Annotated in this window: 16 protein-coding genes; 12 read left to right on the forward strand and 4 right to left on the reverse strand. The window is 36.8% G+C overall.

What is annotated here, in order from left to right:
* The first annotated feature begins 204 nt into the window (after positions 1-204).
* The gene (locus tag ACYSNU_RS06465; protein WP_461736372.1) at positions 205-645 is read left to right on the forward strand and encodes a hypothetical protein; all 441 of its coding nucleotides are present in this window, start codon (positions 205-207) and stop codon (positions 643-645) included.
* A gap of 124 nt (positions 646-769) precedes the next feature.
* Here ACYSNU_RS06465 and ACYSNU_RS06470 read toward each other — a convergent pair whose 3' ends face one another.
* The 3 genes from ACYSNU_RS06470 to ACYSNU_RS06480 all read right to left on the reverse strand — a co-directional run bounded on the left by ACYSNU_RS06470 (position 770) and on the right by ACYSNU_RS06480 (position 4,209).
* Positions 770-1,600 (reverse strand): NUDIX hydrolase, encoded by an 831-nt coding sequence (locus ACYSNU_RS06470; RefSeq protein ID WP_461736373.1) that lies wholly within the window; start codon positions 1,598-1,600, stop codon positions 770-772.
* A gap of 289 nt (positions 1,601-1,889) precedes the next feature.
* Positions 1,890-2,330 (reverse strand): flavodoxin, encoded by a 441-nt coding sequence (locus ACYSNU_RS06475; RefSeq protein ID WP_461736374.1) that lies wholly within the window; start codon positions 2,328-2,330, stop codon positions 1,890-1,892.
* Positions 2,331-2,349: 19 nt separating this feature from the next.
* On the reverse strand, positions 2,350-4,209 hold the full coding sequence (locus ACYSNU_RS06480) for an LTA synthase family protein (protein ID WP_461736375.1): 1,860 nt from the start codon (positions 4,207-4,209) through the stop codon (positions 2,350-2,352).
* A 375-nt stretch (positions 4,210-4,584) separates the two neighbouring features.
* Here ACYSNU_RS06480 and map point away from each other — a divergent pair, with 375 nt between their 5' ends.
* The 11 genes from map to ACYSNU_RS06535 all read left to right on the forward strand — a co-directional run bounded on the left by map (position 4,585) and on the right by ACYSNU_RS06535 (position 16,727).
* The gene (map, locus tag ACYSNU_RS06485) at positions 4,585-5,349 is read left to right on the forward strand and encodes a type I methionyl aminopeptidase (RefSeq protein WP_265458381.1); all 765 of its coding nucleotides are present in this window, start codon (positions 4,585-4,587) and stop codon (positions 5,347-5,349) included.
* Positions 5,350-5,371: 22 nt separating this feature from the next.
* Positions 5,372-6,379, forward strand: a complete 1,008-nt coding sequence (locus ACYSNU_RS06490; protein ID WP_461736376.1) for a YihY/virulence factor BrkB family protein — start codon at positions 5,372-5,374, stop codon at positions 6,377-6,379.
* 232 nt (positions 6,380-6,611) lie between these two features.
* Positions 6,612-7,409, forward strand: a complete 798-nt coding sequence (locus ACYSNU_RS06495; protein WP_265458385.1) for an ABC transporter permease — start codon at positions 6,612-6,614, stop codon at positions 7,407-7,409.
* 1 nt (position 7,410) lies between these two features.
* Positions 7,411-8,667 (forward strand): ABC transporter ATP-binding protein, encoded by a 1,257-nt coding sequence (locus ACYSNU_RS06500; protein ID WP_461736377.1) that lies wholly within the window; start codon positions 7,411-7,413, stop codon positions 8,665-8,667.
* A gap of 2 nt (positions 8,668-8,669) precedes the next feature.
* Complete coding sequence (locus tag ACYSNU_RS06505; protein ID WP_461736378.1) at positions 8,670-10,715, forward strand: rhamnan synthesis F family protein; 2,046 nt, start codon at positions 8,670-8,672, stop codon at positions 10,713-10,715.
* Complete coding sequence (locus ACYSNU_RS06510; RefSeq protein WP_461736379.1) at positions 10,712-12,034, forward strand: DUF2142 domain-containing protein; 1,323 nt, start codon at positions 10,712-10,714, stop codon at positions 12,032-12,034. Before ACYSNU_RS06505 ends, ACYSNU_RS06510 begins: the two co-directional genes overlap by 4 nt.
* 19 nt (positions 12,035-12,053) lie before the next feature.
* Positions 12,054-13,316: a glycosyltransferase family 4 protein gene (locus ACYSNU_RS06515; protein WP_461736380.1), complete on the forward strand. Its 1,263-nt coding sequence runs from the start codon at positions 12,054-12,056 to the stop codon at positions 13,314-13,316.
* Positions 13,317-13,605: 289 nt separating this feature from the next.
* Positions 13,606-14,322, forward strand: a complete 717-nt coding sequence (locus tag ACYSNU_RS06520; protein WP_461736381.1) for a glycosyltransferase family 2 protein — start codon at positions 13,606-13,608, stop codon at positions 14,320-14,322.
* Positions 14,322-14,675 carry a DUF2304 domain-containing protein gene (locus ACYSNU_RS06525; protein ID WP_461736382.1) on the forward strand — a complete coding sequence of 118 codons (354 nt, stop codon included), beginning with the start codon at positions 14,322-14,324 and terminating at the stop codon, positions 14,673-14,675. Before ACYSNU_RS06520 ends, ACYSNU_RS06525 begins: the two co-directional genes overlap by 1 nt.
* Positions 14,665-15,447 (forward strand): glycosyltransferase family A protein, encoded by a 783-nt coding sequence (locus tag ACYSNU_RS06530; protein ID WP_461736383.1) that lies wholly within the window; start codon positions 14,665-14,667, stop codon positions 15,445-15,447. Before ACYSNU_RS06525 ends, ACYSNU_RS06530 begins: the two co-directional genes overlap by 11 nt.
* A gap of 17 nt (positions 15,448-15,464) precedes the next feature.
* The gene (locus ACYSNU_RS06535; protein ID WP_461736384.1) at positions 15,465-16,727 is read left to right on the forward strand and encodes a lipopolysaccharide biosynthesis protein; all 1,263 of its coding nucleotides are present in this window, start codon (positions 15,465-15,467) and stop codon (positions 16,725-16,727) included.
* 159 nt (positions 16,728-16,886) lie between these two features.
* On the opposite strand, the gene ACYSNU_RS06540 is transcribed toward ACYSNU_RS06535, so the two are convergent.
* The gene (locus ACYSNU_RS06540) at positions 16,887-17,834 is read right to left on the reverse strand and encodes a glycosyltransferase family 2 protein (protein ID WP_461736385.1); all 948 of its coding nucleotides are present in this window, start codon (positions 17,832-17,834) and stop codon (positions 16,887-16,889) included.
* Positions 17,835-17,839: the final 5 nt, after the last annotated feature.

The following is a 17,839-nucleotide window of genomic DNA, read 5'->3' on the forward strand; positions in this document are numbered from 1 at the left end:
GACAGGGATTTATTTTAAAAATAGGTCTCAGGGCTGATATTCAAAAAGCCGGACTTGAGGTAATATTAAGAGTATCAAGATGATGGTGAAATATTTTCTGAATATTTTTTTATTTTATAGAATGAAGTGAGTAGTTGTGTGTTGCGCAGAGTTTTATTATGAGGCAAAAGCAGTTGAGATTTAACCAGGACGAGGAGGTTGAGTATGGAAAAGATTCAGCAGTTATCAACGCGAGAGTTGCATTCGTTTGTTTATTACGTTGGTCTAGCTCCCAAGAATAATTATCTTATCGCTCGGCGGCAGTTGAATTTTAATTCGAAAAATCATTGGCAGGGTTCGGCTAATCTGGCATGGACCGCGTTGAAGGAAGAAGAATACTTATTAGCTTTTGATAAAAAGCGGTTGATTGTGAAACGAAATCATTCGTTATTGGGATTGGGAGCTTTTGATAAACGAAAATTTATCACCCATTTCTTTTGGCAGGATTTGCGGCAGGTTTCTCTGGAAGAGACACCCGAAGAGTATTGGCTGAGTTTTTTGGCAAACGATGAGACCTTCTACTTTAGGATTGTCAAAGATGCTGACAATCTAGACTCCCTAGAACTATTGCAAAACTGCAGTAAAAAATTCTGTCCGAAAAAATAAATAAAGCCATATGTCGAAACAATAAAACAGGAATTGTTTCGACATATGGTTTTTGTTTTGGAAAATCTTTTACAACCTTGAGTTTTTCTAAGTTCAGTTACTACAGAGCTATCCAAGCTGAAAATTAACGGGAACTGTCAGTAATGACCTCAGCCTTCAATCGATATATTTTTGAGGGGCGACCAATGCCAACAGGGCGCTCACCGATTTCCTCAAAGTAACCTAACATTGCTTTTTTAAAGTTAGAATGGTCAATCGACTTATAATCGACCCCTAAGAAATTTGCAAAAACTTTGCGGGCCTCAGTAATCGTGAAGCTATCGCCTAAAACTAACAGCACTTGCGGTTCATGATCCATTTTATTAATAATTCGTTGGTAGGCTTTCAAAATCAACTGATTGTGGTCAAAGGCTAAAGTATTTTTACCAACTGATTTTCCCGAAGGAATGTCTAAAACAATTTCAATCTCATCTTTAGTTAAAAGTAACTGCTGACCTTGATGCTTCAACGTGAACCAGCCAACTTCTTTTGCATCATCACCAGCAACTAAGGCTTCCTCGCCAATGAACGCTAGATAACTAACTGTTACGACCCAACCACGGGGATCACGTCCAGGTGTTGAAAAGGTATGGAGCTGCTCAATATTCTCATCGGTAATACCGACGCCAGTTTCCTCAAAAGTTTCCCGCAACACACTGGCTTCCGCTGATTCATCTGGATTGACAAAGCCACCGGGAAGAGCCCAAGAATTGCGATAAGGATGACTTTTTCTTTGAATGAGTAACAACTTTATCTCATCAGCAATTTTATTGTAGCACACCAACACAATATCAACTGTCAAAGAAGGCTTTTCATAAGTGGGATGTTCCTGTTGCTGATACCAGGCAATAAATTCTTCAAAACTGGCCGTTTGCTCAAAATATTTTTTTTCAGCTGCTTTAGAAGGAAAGTCCATTCAGCTGCCTCCTTAATAAAAGTATTTTATACTTTATTGTATCACTTTCTTGAAAAAAGAAAACTGCAAAGTTGAGAAAAGTAGCACTTGGCTTTTACCCGTGATTAAATGTTTTTATGAAAGTTGATCTCAGTTTTGAAACGCTGCCTTATTTTCGACAGCCCCTTTTTTGAAAAAAAGAAAAAGGTTTAAGGAAAAAAATTCCCTAAACCTTTTAATACGCAGTGATATCAACCTCTAAAATGATAGTGAACGTGAACCAGGTATAGCTATCATTTTTTTAGAGATTTTATAGTGCCTCAGTTAATTTTTTCGCAAAAGCTTCCAATTTTTGGATATCTTCTTCCTCAGCAGCTAAATCAACTTTAACCGCATCGGCGCCTTTTGTTGCGCCGATTTTAAGAAAGGCAGCTTCAAAGTCGTCAATCGACTTGCCAAAATCATCATAAAAAGTATCACCAGAGCCACAGACGCCGAAAATTTTCCCGGATAAATCCAATTCCAATAAATCCTCATAAAAATCAACAATTTCATCCGGTAAATCACCGTCGCCATAAGTATAAGTGGCAACGATACACAAATCTGCGTCTTCAAAATCTGAAGCATCAACCTGTGTGCATTCGTTTAACTCAACTTCCAAATCTAAGTTTTCTAAAGCTTCTGCGACAATATCGGCAACCTCTTCTGTATTACCTGTTAAGCTCGCATAAACAATTTTTGCTAACGCCAATCTGTTCACTCCTATGTTATTACTCGGTACTTGCTTGACTGATACTCACATCAACATCTGTATTACCCATCAATTTTTTAGTGTAATAAGATGACCGCATTTGCAGTTCATTGTACATTGTATCATATCCAAGCTTCTCCACAAGCGTTTCTTTGCCGGAAAACAAGTTGGTACCTAAGCCCAAACGGTCACCCTCAATAGTCGCTCCAAGGGCAGCTAGAGTAGTTGGATACATATCTAAGATGGAGAATTGTCTGTTTTTTGTGTCTTCCTTTGGGATCGTGATTACTGGATTTATAATCGTATTAAAGACAGTTCTAATATAATCAGTGTCTAAGTTGGAAAAAAAGTTTGTATCCATACTTGGATGATCACCAGTGATAACAATAGTAGTATTCTCATAATAAGGTTGTTGTTGAATATATCGGATGAACTCGGTCAACATAGCATCGGTCCAATGAATAACATTAGCATATTGTTTATCAAAATTTTGTGGAGTCGAGCCAGTCAGTAACCCATCTGGGAAATGGGTATCAGCTGTTAACATTGTAAAATTAAAAAGAGTAGATGAATTAGCGAGCTGATTCAATTCCCTTTTTGCAAATTCCAACAGTTTTTCATCTTCGTATCCCCATCCAACGTAATAATCATCAGGAATCCATTGATGATTTTCGGCATACTTATAATCAAAAAAATCATAATCACCATGCTGAGAAAAATATTTATCCCGACCAGAAAAAGTAACATCTGACCCGAGCATGAAAACGTTTCTATAACCTTCAGATTCTAAAACCTCACCAAGAGAATAAACTCCAGGTAAATATTGAGTAGTGCCATTTCCATAGTCATTTGGGTCATAATTTGTAATTACAGGGGTACCAGAGGTTTGAGCGACTAAAGCTCCAGCAGTAAAATTAATGCCTGGTAGATTCCGTGCTCCACCCAAAAGCTCGCCATTTGAAAAATTGATGTTTTCTAAAGCTATATTACTTAATCCTGGAAGTAAATTTTCTGTTTGAGAACCTCCGAGATCTATAGATGTGTATGTTGTCTCCAATGATTCCACATAAATATAAATCAAATTTCTTTTTTCTGATGGGAAACTGATTTCGACAGATTGAGGAGCTACGTAATAATCTTCATAAAGCTCAGTTTTATCGAAAAGCGCACTTTTGACATTTTCAAAGCCAAATGCTGAAACACCTAAAAAAAGATTTCCAAATGTTAATACTAGGGCGATTGGAATAGTCAAAAAGCGCAAGAAAGATCGCGAGCTTTTTTTATTCTGCCTAGCAGAAGTAAACTTAAATCTAATCAAAAAATATAAAGCACACCATATCAAACTACTTGTTAGGGCACTTGTTAACAAGGGGCCGAAGATAAAGCTCTCAATTTGAATAGACGAGGTACCTTCAAGTGGTTGGCTCAAAGTATAAAATATCTGATTAATATCTAATTCGCCGAAGTAACCTAAAGCCCAGTAACAAGAATTCAGAAACAAAAAGCCAGCAAAGATTAAGATAAATGCTAAAAGATATAATAGAAATCGTACCACATTAGCTAACACTGTAGTGCTCTCTGAATAGCGAAGGACAATGCTAACGTTTGGTGACAACTCAATTAAATAATCGCAGACAACCAAAACTAAAAATAATGAAGTGACAGTCATAGCCACTACCAACATATCACTGTTAGGTATGTAAAGGATTTCTCTCGCAGAGGCAAAGTCTAGAGATGCAAAGAAACTCTGATAAACGATTAAACTAAGCAAAAAACTATTAATTGTGACTAATATAAAAGAAAATAAACGGAATTTTCTTTCCTTAAAGTAAAACAGACCGAAAAATAAAACTGAAAAAAATAAAACTGTAACTCCCATGATATCTACTCCTTGTAATTGTAACTATTTATGAATATAGCACAAAAAACGGTGAGATTAAAGGGTCGACAAACTAAGTTTAACCATCTTATAACTTCTTTAGGTGGGAGTGTTTTACTTTTTTTAAAAGATTCGTTAAACTAGGTTCAGAAAACTCTTTGGAATAAGGATTATTCCTTGAGCCTGTGAGATTAGTCTTTTTCAGAAGAAATTTCGAACTATGTTATATTTGTTCCCGCTGTCCAGTAGGTCCGAATCGCAAATTAGCAATTTTTAGTGGTTTTTTACTAGCTATTGTTCGTAAAGTTTGACTTTGTTCTAACTAATGTCTCAGCCTCAGGTCCAGAGAAGTGAAAGATTGAGGAGATAATTGAAATGATTACATTAAAATCCACCCGTGAAATTGATGCTATGGATGAGTCTGGAGAATTATTAGCTGATGTTCATCGCCATTTGCGGGACTTTATTAAACCGGGAATTAGCAGTTGGGACATTGAAGTTTTTGTTCGCAACTTTATTGAAAGTCATGGTGGTGTTGCAGCCCAAATTGGTTTTGAAGGATACGAGTATGCAACTTGTATCAGCATCAATGATGAAATTTGCCACGGCTTTCCACGGAAAGAGCCCTTAAAAAGCGGTGATTTAATTAAGGTTGATATGTGTATTGACTTAAAAGGTGCTATGTCAGATTCCTGCTGGTCATATGTGGTCGGCGAGTCGACACCAGAATTAGACCGTTTGATGGCAGTTACAAAAAAAGCTTTGTATATTGGTATTGAACAAGCGCAAATTGGTAATCGCATTGGTGACATTGGTCACGCAATTCAAACATATGTTGAAGGTGAAGGGTTCTCAGTGGTGCGGGATTTTGTCGGCCACGGCATTGGACCGACCATTCATGAGAGTCCGTCAATTCCCCATTATGGAGAAAAAGGTAAAGGCCTTCGTCTGAAAGAAGGCATGGTGATTACTGTTGAGCCCATGGTAAATACAGGGACTTGGCGAATGAAAATGGATCCTAATGGTTGGACTGCCTATACTTTGGATGGCGGATTAAGCTGTCAATATGAGCATACGTTTGCAATAACTAAGGATGGTCCAAGAATTTTAACCTCACAAGGGGAAGAAGGAACTTACTAAAGTTTTTAAGGGAGCGGGTACAGTGTTTAAACGACTGCAACAGCGACTACAGGTTTCCCAATTTATTCGTGTTGTTCAATCACGAATGGCCGAAGCCGAGCTGACAAATAGCTCGGTGGTTGTGGCATATTACCTGCTGCTCTCGCTTTTTCCATTGCTGATTGCGATTGGTAATATTTTGCCTTTTTTAAATTTGGATGCTGAAGTTGTTTTAACCTATTTAAAAGAAGTGATTCCCAGTCAAATTTTTTCTTTTCTGGGGGATGCCATTGAAGATTTATTAACACAAGGGTCTGGAGGATTATTGTCTATTTCGGCATTGGGGGCCTTATGGTCGGCCAGCCAAAGTATTAACGCACTGCAGATTGCCATGAATAAAGCCTACGGCGTTGAAAAGCGAGGTAATTTTATCATCGTCCGTATCGTATCTTTGTTGGTGATTATTCTTTTTATGGTGGCACTGGCGCTGTCGACGTTGGTATTTGGTTTAGGCCGCATTATTACAGAATATTTACAGCCAATTTTACAATTTCCGACTGAATGGCTGTCAACTTTTCAAACCTTGCGTTGGCCGGTGACGGCTATCGGCTTACTAGTTATTATGGGGCTGATTTATCTTGTGGTTCCCAACGCAAAAGTATCCTTGCGTTCAGTTTTACCGGGGGCAATTTTTGCAACTGTCGGCTGGATGCTCTTGTCACAAGTTTTTGGACTTTATGCTCGTTTTTTTGCTTCTCGGGTCAGTAGCTACCAAGTTATCGGTAGTTTCATTGTCTTGATGATTTGGTTGAATATTGCGGCGATGATTATCATCTTAGGTGGTATTATCAATGCAGTAGTGGCTGAGTATACTACTGGCCACGAGGTAGAAGAGCGTAAAGGACTTGTCGATCAAGTGAAAAAATTGACTGGGGCTGATGAGCAAGATGATTCTGAAGAGGGAAATAAGGAAAAGTCATCAACAGTTGCAGTGCAAAAAGCTGAAAAAGAAATGATTGGCTCTGCCAATCAACATGATTCTGACAGATAAGTAAAGATTTGACTGTATTTTATCTTGAAATATTAAAAAAGCATCTTAAAATCAAATTTTAGATTTTAAGATGCTTTTTATTAAGCTTTTCTTTACTTCTGCTTGCTATAGTGGAGACTGCAGATTTTTGTTGAGAAAGGGGCCGATGTCGAGTATACTTTTTTAAGTGTAAAATATCAGCTACTATAATAATATGAAATGAAAATATTCCAGAAGTTATAAGGAGAAAAATATGTTTGAAAAGAAAAATCTAATTTTGCTAAAGGAATTAGTAAAGACTGATTTTAAACTGCGCTATCAAGGAAGTTTAATGGGCTATGTCTGGTCAATTTTAAAACCATTAATGCTGTTTACAGTTCAATATATCGTTTTTGTCCGATTTTTAAAATTCGGACAAGGAATTCCCAATTTCGCAGTTGCTTTGTTGTTAGGGACAGTGATTTGGAGCTTCTTTAATGAAACAACAAACTTAGGGATGTCTTCCATTGTAACCCGTGGGGATTTGTTAAGAAAATTAAGTTTTCCTTCCTCAATTATTGTGATATCGATTTCTCTGAATGCTTTGATTAATTTATTAATTAGTTTAGTCATTGTATTTTTGTTTGGCTTAATTAATGGTGTGACGATAAGTGCTTATTTCTGGTTGGCACCATTGTTGTTAGTGGAACTCTATGCCCTCTCGTTAGGAGTTTCCTTTATTTTGGCGACAATCTATGTGCGGTTTAGAGATATTGGGCCGATTTGGGAAATTGTTTTGCAGGCAGGGATGTATTTAACGCCAATTATTTATCCGATTTCTCTAGTGGTGGATTACAGTCCGACAATTGCTAAATTATTAATGCTTAGCCCGATGGCCCAGCTGATTCAAGATTTGCGGTATTTGACCATCGGTGAAGCCTACACACCGGTTTGGCAGATGATTAATACGAATTGGCTTATTGCGATTCCGTATGTTTTACCATTTTTAATTTTAATTATCGGTTATCGCATCTTCATTAAAAATTCTAAGAAATTTGCGGAGATTATTTAATATGGAAGAGAAAAAAGAGTATGCAGTTAAAATAGATAATATATATAAAACGTTCCGCTTACCAACTGAGAGTACTACTAGTTTAAAAAGAACCTTGGTGAATTATTTTAAAGGCATCAAGGGTTATCAAGAGCAGCATGTCTTAAGAGGACTTTCTTTTGGTGTAGAAAAAGGCGACTTCTTTGGGATTGTTGGTCGTAACGGAAGTGGTAAATCAACCTTATTGAAAATAATTTCTCAAATTTATGTACCAGAGCAAGGCACTGTTGAAATTGATGGGAAACTGGTTTCCTTTATTGAACTGGGAGTAGGCTTCAATCCAGAATTAACTGGAAAAGAAAATGTTTACTTGAATGGCGCAATGTTAGGTTTTTCTGATAAAGAAGTGGATGAGATGTATGATGACATTGTAAACTTTGCAGAGCTGCATGAATTTATGAATCAAAAGTTGAAAAATTATTCCAGCGGGATGCAGGTGCGGCTTGCCTTTTCAGTCGCAATTCAAGCTAAGAGTGATATTCTAGTGTTGGATGAAGTTTTAGCCGTTGGGGACGAAGCATTTCAAAGAAAATGTAATGATTATTTCACTGAGGCAAAAGAAGCTAAAAAGACAATTATTTTAGTGACCCACGATATGAATGCCGTTAGAAAATATTGCAATCGAGCGGTTTTAATTGATCGCGGCGAAATCAAAGTAATTGGGACCCCTGATGATGTTGCCAATCAATATTCTTTGGACAATGTAAATCAAAGCGGTTCAGCAACAGTTATTGAAGGCAGCAATCAAGCGGAAGCAGATTTAAAAGAAGCTGAAATGGTAGAAGAAGTTCAGCACATTAAAGATTTTAAAGTGAAATTATTATCCCCTCAGCTGCTTGAAGGGGATAATCGCGAAATTAGTTTTGAAATCAGCTACAATGTTTTAGAAGATATGCAAACTTATATTGCTTTTTCCATTGAAGACATTGACCGCAATAGTTGGATGTATAATGATAATTCTTTTGATCAAATGACGAGCGGGAAAGGATTAAAAACATTCCGCTATACTTGTCAGCTAGACGAAATCAACCATTGCAAACTCAAATTGAACGTGTCCATTAGAAATGACAAGGACGAGCCCTTTGCGTTTTCTGATAGTGAAAATTCGCCGGTGATTATTATTTCTCCAAAGACAGAGATGACTAAAAGCGAAAGAATTTCCAGCAGTGGAATTTTAAAACGAAATGGTCAGTGGGTCATTGAAACAGGAGCAGAATAGGTATGAAGGACAAATTAAAAAAAATTCACTATTACAGTGTGCGGATGATTAAGGAACCTCGTTTAATCAGAGTCGCGGGTTCTCGAATCAAACAAAAATTGAAAAGCGGTCTTAGTCGACTACCCAATCCACAAGCAAAAATGCGACAACGGGCATTAAAAAGGCAGCGGGAATTAAACAATTACGAAAATCCCAGCCGGGTTTTGATATATGTAATTTACGAAAATCAAGCTCATCTGCAGGAATACAAAATTGTTTTTCTTAAAGCTTTGGCGAAATTGTCCACCAGAGTTTTGATTGTGGTGAATGGCAGTTTGCCGGAGGCCGATGAAAAACGTTTAGCAAAAATCGGCGAAGTCGTTTTTCGAGAAAATAGCGGCTATGATACAGCAGCTTTTAAGTTTGGCGTTGACTACTTAGGAAAAACGGGCTTGGCGGATTATGATGAGCTCTTACTGGTTAATGATACCAATGTTGGACCAATCGGCGATTTGGCGGCAGTTTTTCAAAAGATGGCAGCTAAGAGAGTTGATTTTTGGGGAATTTCTTATGGTGAAGAGCAAGGAGATATTACTGGATTTAATCCATACGGTTATATTCCTGTCCACCTGCAATCTTATTTTTTAGTGATAGAAAAGTCACTTTTTTTAACGGATAGTTTCTTTGAATATTGGCGAAACCTTGGCGAAACTAATACTCGTTTTCAAGCAATCGGTCGTCATGAAACAGTTTTCACCAAACATTTTGCGGATTTAGGTTATCTGCATTCGGCAGTTACTTTAAATAATCAAGATTCTGCGATGTACATTCACCCTTTAACGATGCTTCAAGAAGGCGTGCCTTTAATTAAATACTCGGCTTTTTCTAATTATGACAATCAGCAATTTGTCTGGCAGGGCTTGCAAAGAGAAACAGAAGTGCCAGCCTTGTTAAATTTTCTAAAGACGACGGATTATCCTCCAGAAATAATTGAGACAATTATGCAGCAAATGCACGACTGGCATCGGGAAAATTACGTACTAATTATTGACGGCGTTGAAAATGTAATCCCCCAGCTGACAAAATATCGCGTGGAAAATAAAGTTGAACAGCTACGCTCTACTGGTTTAACCGTTCGCAAAGTGAATTTGTCTGAGCTGCAGTTAAAGGATGCGCAGGATGCCAGTCACATTATTATTTATCGTGCCAGCTACACCCCACTTTTGGAGCAGTTAATTCAATTGGCTAATCAATTTGATAAACCAGTGCTTTATGATATTGATGATTTAGTAATCGATACCAAATATACGGATATGTTGAGCTATACCCAAGGATTAAGTAAAATTGAAAAAGAAAATTATGACGCTTCCGTTAATAATTATCAAAAAATGTTGATGCTCTGCGATGGGGCTATTACTTCGACAGGGAAATTGCAGGAGGAGTTGTATCATTATAAGCCATTAGTTTTGCTAAATCGAAATTTAGCCAATAATGAATTAGTCGCAATCAGTCAAAAACATTTGCGAGAGTATGGTCAGTCAACTGAGAAAGTTGCCATCGGCTATTTTTCCGGTTCGATTACCCATAATGAAAATTTTGAATTGATTAAACCGGCTATCATTGATTTACTAAAAAAATATCCCTATTTGGAGCTGCATCTAGTAGGTCATTTGGATGTGCCAAAGGATATCGCCAGCTTTAAAGAGCAAATTGTCACCCATGATTTTGTCGATTGGCGGCAATTACCAGCGCTTTTAAGCCAAGTCGATATTAATTTAGCGCCATTGGTAACCTCAATTTTTAATGAAGCGAAATCAGAAATTAAATGGCTTGAGGCAGCGTTAGTTAAAGTGCCGACTGTTGCTAGTGATATCGGAGCATTTCGGGAAATGATTCAAGAGGGGAAAACTAGCATTTTAGTCAATGACCATGATTGGTTTGAAAAACTGGAAGCCCTTGTGATTGATCAGGAACGGCGTCAAACTATTGCCGAACAAGCGTATCAATATGTTTTGGGAAATTGTGTGACTGAAAATAAAGTGGATGGATTGGTGGAGTATTTAAAATGAGTTTACAAAATGTAAAACCAGAAAAAATTTTTTTAGTACTGGGAACGATTTTTGTAGGGTTTATGATTTTCTTCATGCCGATTAATCGTACACCTGACGAAGCAAATCACGCAAGGATGACCTGGGGAATCGTATATGAAGACACTGAGGAAAGCCTCAAATGGATGGATTTAACCAGTGCAGATGAACATTTTTCTGGGGCTGAGTACAAAGAACTCTTTACAGAAAAACTTGATTTATCGAATGAAAATTTCAAACTGAGTTTTTCGTTAAAAAGTTTAAATCACTTACCTCAATTAATCGGTATGTTGATTGGTAGTTGGGTCTATCCTTCTATTGGTGTGATGTTTACTCTGGGAAGATTGTTCAATGCTTTGTTCTATTTGATTGCTTTATATTTTTTAATCAAGGCTACTAAGTTTGGGAAAAAATTGTTAGCCTTTGTCTCACTACTTCCCATGATGATTCAGCAGACCGCTTCACTTTCCTATGATGTGGAAAATTATGTAGCGATTGCTGCTTTCTATGTTTTACTGACCAATCTTTTGTTTGAAAAAGTCGTTACACGAAAATACCTTATTTTGATTTTGCTTAGTACCATAACATTATATATTACTAAAACAAATAACCTGTTATTGGTACCGCTACTTGTCCTACTGCCGCTGCATTTCCCAGTGAAATATCAGAAATTGAACCAATTTGTTGACAAGTCTAAGAATTTTGTTTGGCGATATAAATATCCTTTAAGCGCTATTGTCATTATTGGGGGACTTATTGGTGCACAGATTTTACTAGCTAGTCAAGGTGGTCTTCCAAAACTAGCAATTGTTTTATTCAATACAGTTTTCAATAATAATTTGAATGGTCACTTAAATGGCATTCTGACTGCTGGGATTTTTGGCTTTTTTGGTAATTTTACAATTGAACTACCGATGTGGTTAATTTTTATCGATGTAGTTGCTGTATTTATTTTAGCCTATGATCAGATACAAAAAAATGAGATGGAGATTCCAAAAGTATTTGGTCTGTTTACCGGTTTGATGATACCACTACAAATTTTGGCCATCATAACTGGCATGTACTATCAATGGACTTACATTGATTTAGGTGAAAATGCTTGGATTTCAACTGGAGCTCAAGGCCGCTATTTCACCCCATTTTTACTATTTGTTGCTCCTTTTCTCCAAAGCTTGCATGCAAAATTAGAAGTGAAGATAAAAGACAAAACAAGTATGGTTTTTATGTCTACCGTCTTAATTTTTAATTTTTTAACAATGGTTTATCTAATTGCCTATGTTTATTGGCGGCAAATTTTATAGTGTTAGAAAGGTAAGTTTAATGCGTAAAATCTTATTTATTTCCCCATCTGGCACCATGGACAATGGCGCTGAAATTTCTAATTTTAATTTGATGAAATATTTGGTGGCCAGTGGGCATCAAGTCTTTAATGTTGCCCCTCAAGCACGCCATGAAAGTCAAATTGTTTATTTTGACCGGAGTCGTGAGGCAGGAATTGAAACAAACTTCATCCCAATTTTGAAATGGTGGTGGGAAGAAGCCCCCAGCGGTTATCCGGGAACACTAGAGGAACGGGCGATGTTTCATCGGGAAAATATCAAAGTCATCCAAGAATATATTGAGAAGAACCAGATTGATTTGGTAATTACCAACACCGTAAATATGTTTCAAGGGGCTGTAGCTGCAGCAATTACTGGTGTGCCACATTTTTGGATGATTCATGAATTTCCAGAGGGGGAGTTTGGCTATTACAAGGAGAAAATTGACTTCATTTCGGCTTATTCAAATGAACTATATAGCGTTAGTGGCGAGCTAAATCAACGGCTGAATGAACTATTCAGTCCCCGGTTAGTGAAAGAATTTTCCCCCTACACAGAAATACATGCTCAAGAATTAAAGGCCGGAAAAAAACGGCGGATTGTTTCAGTCGGTCGTCTCACAAAAAGAAAAAATCAATTGGAGCTAATCAAGGCATTTGAACAATTGTCTACAATTGATCTTGAACTAGTCTTAATTGGTGCATGGGATGATGATTACATCAAATTGTGTAAAAATTATATCAAAGAGCATCAAGTCAAAGGGGTTACCTTTAAGGGAAATTTGGAAAATCCATGGTCTGAAGTGACGGATCAAGATATCTGTGTTTTTCCTTCAGCGATGGAAACATTCGGTTTAGTCTATGTGGAAGCACTGCTCAATGGCGTTCCAGTTATTTTATCAGATAATCCCGGACACCTTTCAGCCTACAATATTTTTAATTTTGGAGAACTTTATCAAAGTGGCGATGTTGCCGATTTGACAGAGAAAATTGTTGATTTGCTTGAGAATTTCCCGGCAGCGAAAAAAGCTGCAGTAACTTTTAAACCGACGGCAAAGGATTATTATCAAATTGCGACGGTTTATAATGAGCTCTTACAGGATATTGATAGCTACGAAACGACTAGTATCAGTCCTTTGAGGCACCTTGAATATGTTTTGGCAACCAACGAGAAGAAATCACGTTTGGCCCGGTTAGAATTGAAAATTCGTCGGTTTAAAAACAAAGTAGTCAATCGGATTAACCGCTACTTTGGTCGGGTTTAGTTCCAATAAGATACATAATAAAATTTGAGTGAGCAGGTTTGTTGTGCTAGATGTCGTGATGCATTTAGTCCAATTGATTCCAGCTGACTCTTTTTTTGTGGTTCTTCATCATCTTGTAGTGGAGAAAAATCAGCAAAACTTTTTTAAGAAGCTAAAGTGGAGTTTTTATTTTTCTTTAGGTTAACTCTTTTTTCTGGAGCTTGTCTTTTAAAATCGTACGCTTTCAGTTACAATAAGCATTAGTGAATTTATCCGAAGGGGCTTTTTAAGGGCTAAAATTGGAGGAACAATGAAAACTTTATTAGTGATTCCCGCTTATAATGAAGAGGACAGCATTTTGCAGACAGTCCAAAGTATTCAGGAATATCAGCGGACAATTGATTTTGAACTTGATTATGTAGTAATTAATGATGGATCAAAAGATCGGACACAGGAAATTTTAGAAACCAATCAGTTGCATCATGTAAATCTTGTGATGAATTTAGGAATTGGCGGGGCAGTGCAAACTGGCTATAAATATGCTTTAGAAAATAATTTTGACATCGCCGTTCAGTTTGACGGTGATGGGCAACACGATATTCTCTCTTTAGCAGTTTTAATTGAACCAATTGTCAAAGGAGAAGCTGATTTAACGGTGGGCTCGCGCTTTGTTGGGGCCAATCGTTCTGAATTTCAAACTTCTTTTATGCGACGCTTTGGTATCAATGTGATTTCCTTTTTTATCAAGCTCGTGACTGGCAAGAAAATCTATGACACGACGTCGGGGTATCGGGCGGCTAGTCGCAAAGTCATCCAAGCTTTTGCCCGCAGGTACCCTGTTAAATACCCGGAGCCGGAATCAATTGTGCATATGTTGAAGCGCAAAATGCGCGTGCAGGAACAGCCGGTTAATATGTTTGAACGCCAAGGTGGCGAGTCTTCGATTACGCCGATTAAGTCCATTCGCTATATGGCGGAGGTCTGCACAGCCATTTTAGTGGCAGGCTTGATGAAGGAGAATGACTGATGGATATTTTTTCAATTGTGATGATTTTAGTAGCCTTATTCTTTTTATATTTCATTATCAGAAGTATCAATAAAAATAAATTTTCTTTGGAGAATGCTGGAATTTGGCTGACGGTCGGGATTATTCTACTGATATTTTCTGTCTTTACACCAATTCCAACTTGGTTGAGCCAACTGTTTGGCTTTCAGCTGACCTCCAATTTCCTATTATTTTTAGCGGTCATTTTCTTATTGCTGATTGTCTTTATGCAATCTTTGCAATTATCCAAACAAAAGGACCAGATTAATATTATCATCCAAGAACTATCCCTTTTGAAATCAAAAAATAAGGAGTCTGCTAAAGATGACGACTAGTTTTACTGACCATACGTTTGTGGTTTGTGCCTATAAGAAAAGCACTTATTTAGAGGATTGCCTGCAGTCTTTACTTAATCAAAAGACATCCTCTAAGATTATTATTTATACCTCTACACCGAATGATTTTATTCAGCTTCTAGCTGAGAAATATCAGCTGGAGTTGTTCACCAAAACGGGAGGCTCGATTGGTAAAGATTGGAACAATGCATTGTCCTTTGTTACGACTCAGTATGCAACAATTGCCCATCAAGATGACTTCTATGAAGCGACTTACTCTGAAGAAATTATGCAACAGTTTAAGGAAAAGGCGGATACCTTGATTGCTTATCCAGATTACTATGAATGGAAAGACGGCCAAAAAATTCCTGCTAATACGAATTTGAAAATTAAAACTTTGATGCTAAAGACAATGGCGATATTTCCTAAGTCAAAATTTTGGCGAAAAAGAGTGTTGGCATTTGGTAACCCCATTTCTTGTCCAGCTGTTTCGTATAATCTAAAAGCTTTAAATGATTTTCGTTTTGATGAGGAGATGCGGGTCTCGTTGGATTGGTACGCTTGGTATCAAATTGCGAATAAAACAGGTGGCTTTGCCTTTATCAATCAAAAGCTGATGTTCCATCGCATTCATGATGAGTCAGAGACGACAGCTTCAATCAGCGACAATTCCCGCACAAAAGAAGATTTATTTATGTATCGTTTGTTTTGGCCACAGCCGATTGCGAACTTTTTAATGCGCTATTATGTCAAGAGTCAAAATACAAATTAGAGAAATAAGGAAGAATGATGGAGAATTTTTATCAAAAAATTTTGAAGCGGCAAGTCAGTCCAAAAACCGAAACCCTCTGGTACAGCATCGGCAGTAGTGTTTATGCTGCTTCTTCAGTCTTTCTGCTGTTATTTGTCACACGCTTTCTAGGAACTTTTGAAGCCGGAGTCTTTTCGATTGGCTGGGCGGTATGCCAGTTGATGCTCTCGATTGGGATGTTTGGAAGCCGTAATTTTCAAGTGGCAGATGTCAAAAACAAATTTTCTTTTGCCTATTATTTGCAATCAAAAGGTCTGACTGTTCTATTGATGATTCTTGGAACATTGGTTTATGGCATAGTGCTTGGTTTTGATAGTTATAAAATGACCATCGCATTATTATTGACTAGTTTAATGATTGGGGAAACCTTTGCAGATGTTTTTGCGGGTTTTTTACAAAAACAAAATCGCCTAGATATTTCTGGCAAGTCCTATTTAGGAAGGGTTATCAGCTACGATTCTTCTTTTTTAATTGTTTTACTCCTAACTAAAAATGTTGCTGTTGCTTTAATTACAGCAATTGTTCTTTCGATTTGCTGGTTATTAATCTTTGATTTTCAATTTGTTAGAAGATTAGAGCAGAATCCGATTTTCACTAAATTGCATAAAAAAAAATTAGTGAAGCTATACCTATCCTGTTTTCCGATTTTCTTGAGCGCCTTTTTAACAAATTTTATTATGAATGCCCCTAAGAATGCTATTGAATTATATTTGAATGAGAGTTTTCAGACCGTGTATAATATTATTTTTATGCCGTCTTCAATTATTGCTTTGTTCACGTCATTTGTCTTCGTCCCAATGTACACATATATATCAAAAGCTTGGAGCGAAAAAGACTATCCAAAATTTAGAAAGATTATATTTAAAATTATTGGATTAATTTTTGCTCTGACTTTAGTAGTAGTTCTAGGGGGAATCACTATTGGCATACCAGTTTTATCGTTTATTTACAATGTGAATCTAGCGGATTATCGAGCTGAATTTGCTATCTTGTTAGTTGCCGGAGGCGTTAATAGTCTGTCTTATTTATTTGTTTATCTGTTGACAGTCTTTGAAAGTCAAAGATTATTACTATTTATCTATGGATTTGTAGCTGTTTTTGCTACTTTATGCGGGAATTTTTTGGTAATACATTTAGAGTTAATGGGGGCAGCAGTTTTATTTTGTGTTTCTTGCTTGGCTTTGGTTCTCCTGTTAATCCTATCAGTGTGGAAAATGTATCATCAAAAAATCGAAAGATAAAAGAGTCTGTGGTATTAGTTCAAGACAGATTTGAACTCTATAATATTAGTAAGAGCTACTAATATTATAGAGTTGCGCCTAAGCCCATTGGATTACGGAGACAAGTATAAAATAGTTCATGATGTGATCTGTCAAAAAGAATAATGTTATAGACTCTTTTTATAATTTACTAAGTATCCAAAGAAATGGAGAAAGCAGGTGAAGTTTTGCAAATAGCGCAAAAATATTGATAGCTCCATTGACTATTAGACTATCGTTTTTTTCTATTTGAAAAAGTTGCATATGCTGTTGCTTTAATAAATGGTTTCCAGCAATAAGGATTTCTTTTTGCGTAGTAACCGGTAAACTTCTGCGGTTAAACAATATCCCGTCAATCAAAGTCTTCTTTAAAACAAAACTCAACTCCTCTTGATGAATAAAAGGGCTATTTGTTCCCACGTTAATCATATCTTTTAACAAGGGGATAACGTTAAAAGTGCTTTTCTTACTGCGGGAAACACTATGGGGGTTTTCAACATAATTGTAACCGATAAATTCGATAATTTTAACTTTCTCGGTGTTAGCGTAATTAGATAAATTGAAAAATAAGTCCTCCCCAATCTCATATGGGCTATAGTTCAGATGGTTTTCAATCAAGAAAATACGGCGATATATTTTCCCCCCAGATAGTGGCAATCGAAATTTTTGCCAACTGTTATCCTTAATTGGTAAAACCTTCAAAATCCTACTGTCTCGATTTACATATTTAATTCCGCTAATCCCCACATCAAAATTTTGGACTGAGCTATAGAGTGTTTCTAAATAATCTAGGTCAATAAAATCATCACTATCAATAAAAACCAAATACTCACCATTAGCCACTTCAATACCACGATTTCTAGTATAACTGACCCCATGATTTTCATGGTGCAAGATAATAATTCGAGAATCGTGGACTTTTTTCAATAGTTTTAAAGAATTATCGGTTGACCCATCATCAATTAAAATTAACTCAAAATCTGAAAAGGAATTATTCAAAATCGAAGAAACACATTGGTCAATAAATTTTTCAGCATTATAGACAGGGACAATGACACTTAACGCTGGCTGATTTGTCAAATTACTCAAGTTAA

The organism is Enterococcus sp. LJL120, from assembly GCF_054871765.1.

Coding starts and splice junctions, on each gene's coding strand:
- ACYSNU_RS06510 (WP_461736379.1), top strand. CDS start 10,712: ATGAGTTTACAAAATGTAAAACCAGAAAAAATTTTTTTAGTACTGGGA.
- ACYSNU_RS06520 (WP_461736381.1), top strand. CDS start 13,606: ATGAAAACTTTATTAGTGATTCCCGCTTATAATGAAGAGGACAGCATT.
- ACYSNU_RS06500 (WP_461736377.1), top strand. CDS start 7,411: ATGGAAGAGAAAAAAGAGTATGCAGTTAAAATAGATAATATATATAAA.
- ACYSNU_RS06515 (WP_461736380.1), top strand. CDS start 12,054: ATGCGTAAAATCTTATTTATTTCCCCATCTGGCACCATGGACAATGGC.
- ACYSNU_RS06470 (WP_461736373.1), bottom strand. CDS start 1,600: ATGGACTTTCCTTCTAAAGCAGCTGAAAAAAAATATTTTGAGCAAACG.
- map (WP_265458381.1), top strand. CDS start 4,585: ATGATTACATTAAAATCCACCCGTGAAATTGATGCTATGGATGAGTCT.
- ACYSNU_RS06465 (WP_461736372.1), top strand. CDS start 205: ATGGAAAAGATTCAGCAGTTATCAACGCGAGAGTTGCATTCGTTTGTT.
- ACYSNU_RS06495 (WP_265458385.1), top strand. CDS start 6,612: ATGTTTGAAAAGAAAAATCTAATTTTGCTAAAGGAATTAGTAAAGACT.
- ACYSNU_RS06505 (WP_461736378.1), top strand. CDS start 8,670: ATGAAGGACAAATTAAAAAAAATTCACTATTACAGTGTGCGGATGATT.
- ACYSNU_RS06480 (WP_461736375.1), bottom strand. CDS start 4,209: ATGGGAGTTACAGTTTTATTTTTTTCAGTTTTATTTTTCGGTCTGTTT.
- ACYSNU_RS06525 (WP_461736382.1), top strand. CDS start 14,322: ATGGATATTTTTTCAATTGTGATGATTTTAGTAGCCTTATTCTTTTTA.
- ACYSNU_RS06535 (WP_461736384.1), top strand. CDS start 15,465: ATGGAGAATTTTTATCAAAAAATTTTGAAGCGGCAAGTCAGTCCAAAA.
- ACYSNU_RS06530 (WP_461736383.1), top strand. CDS start 14,665: ATGACGACTAGTTTTACTGACCATACGTTTGTGGTTTGTGCCTATAAG.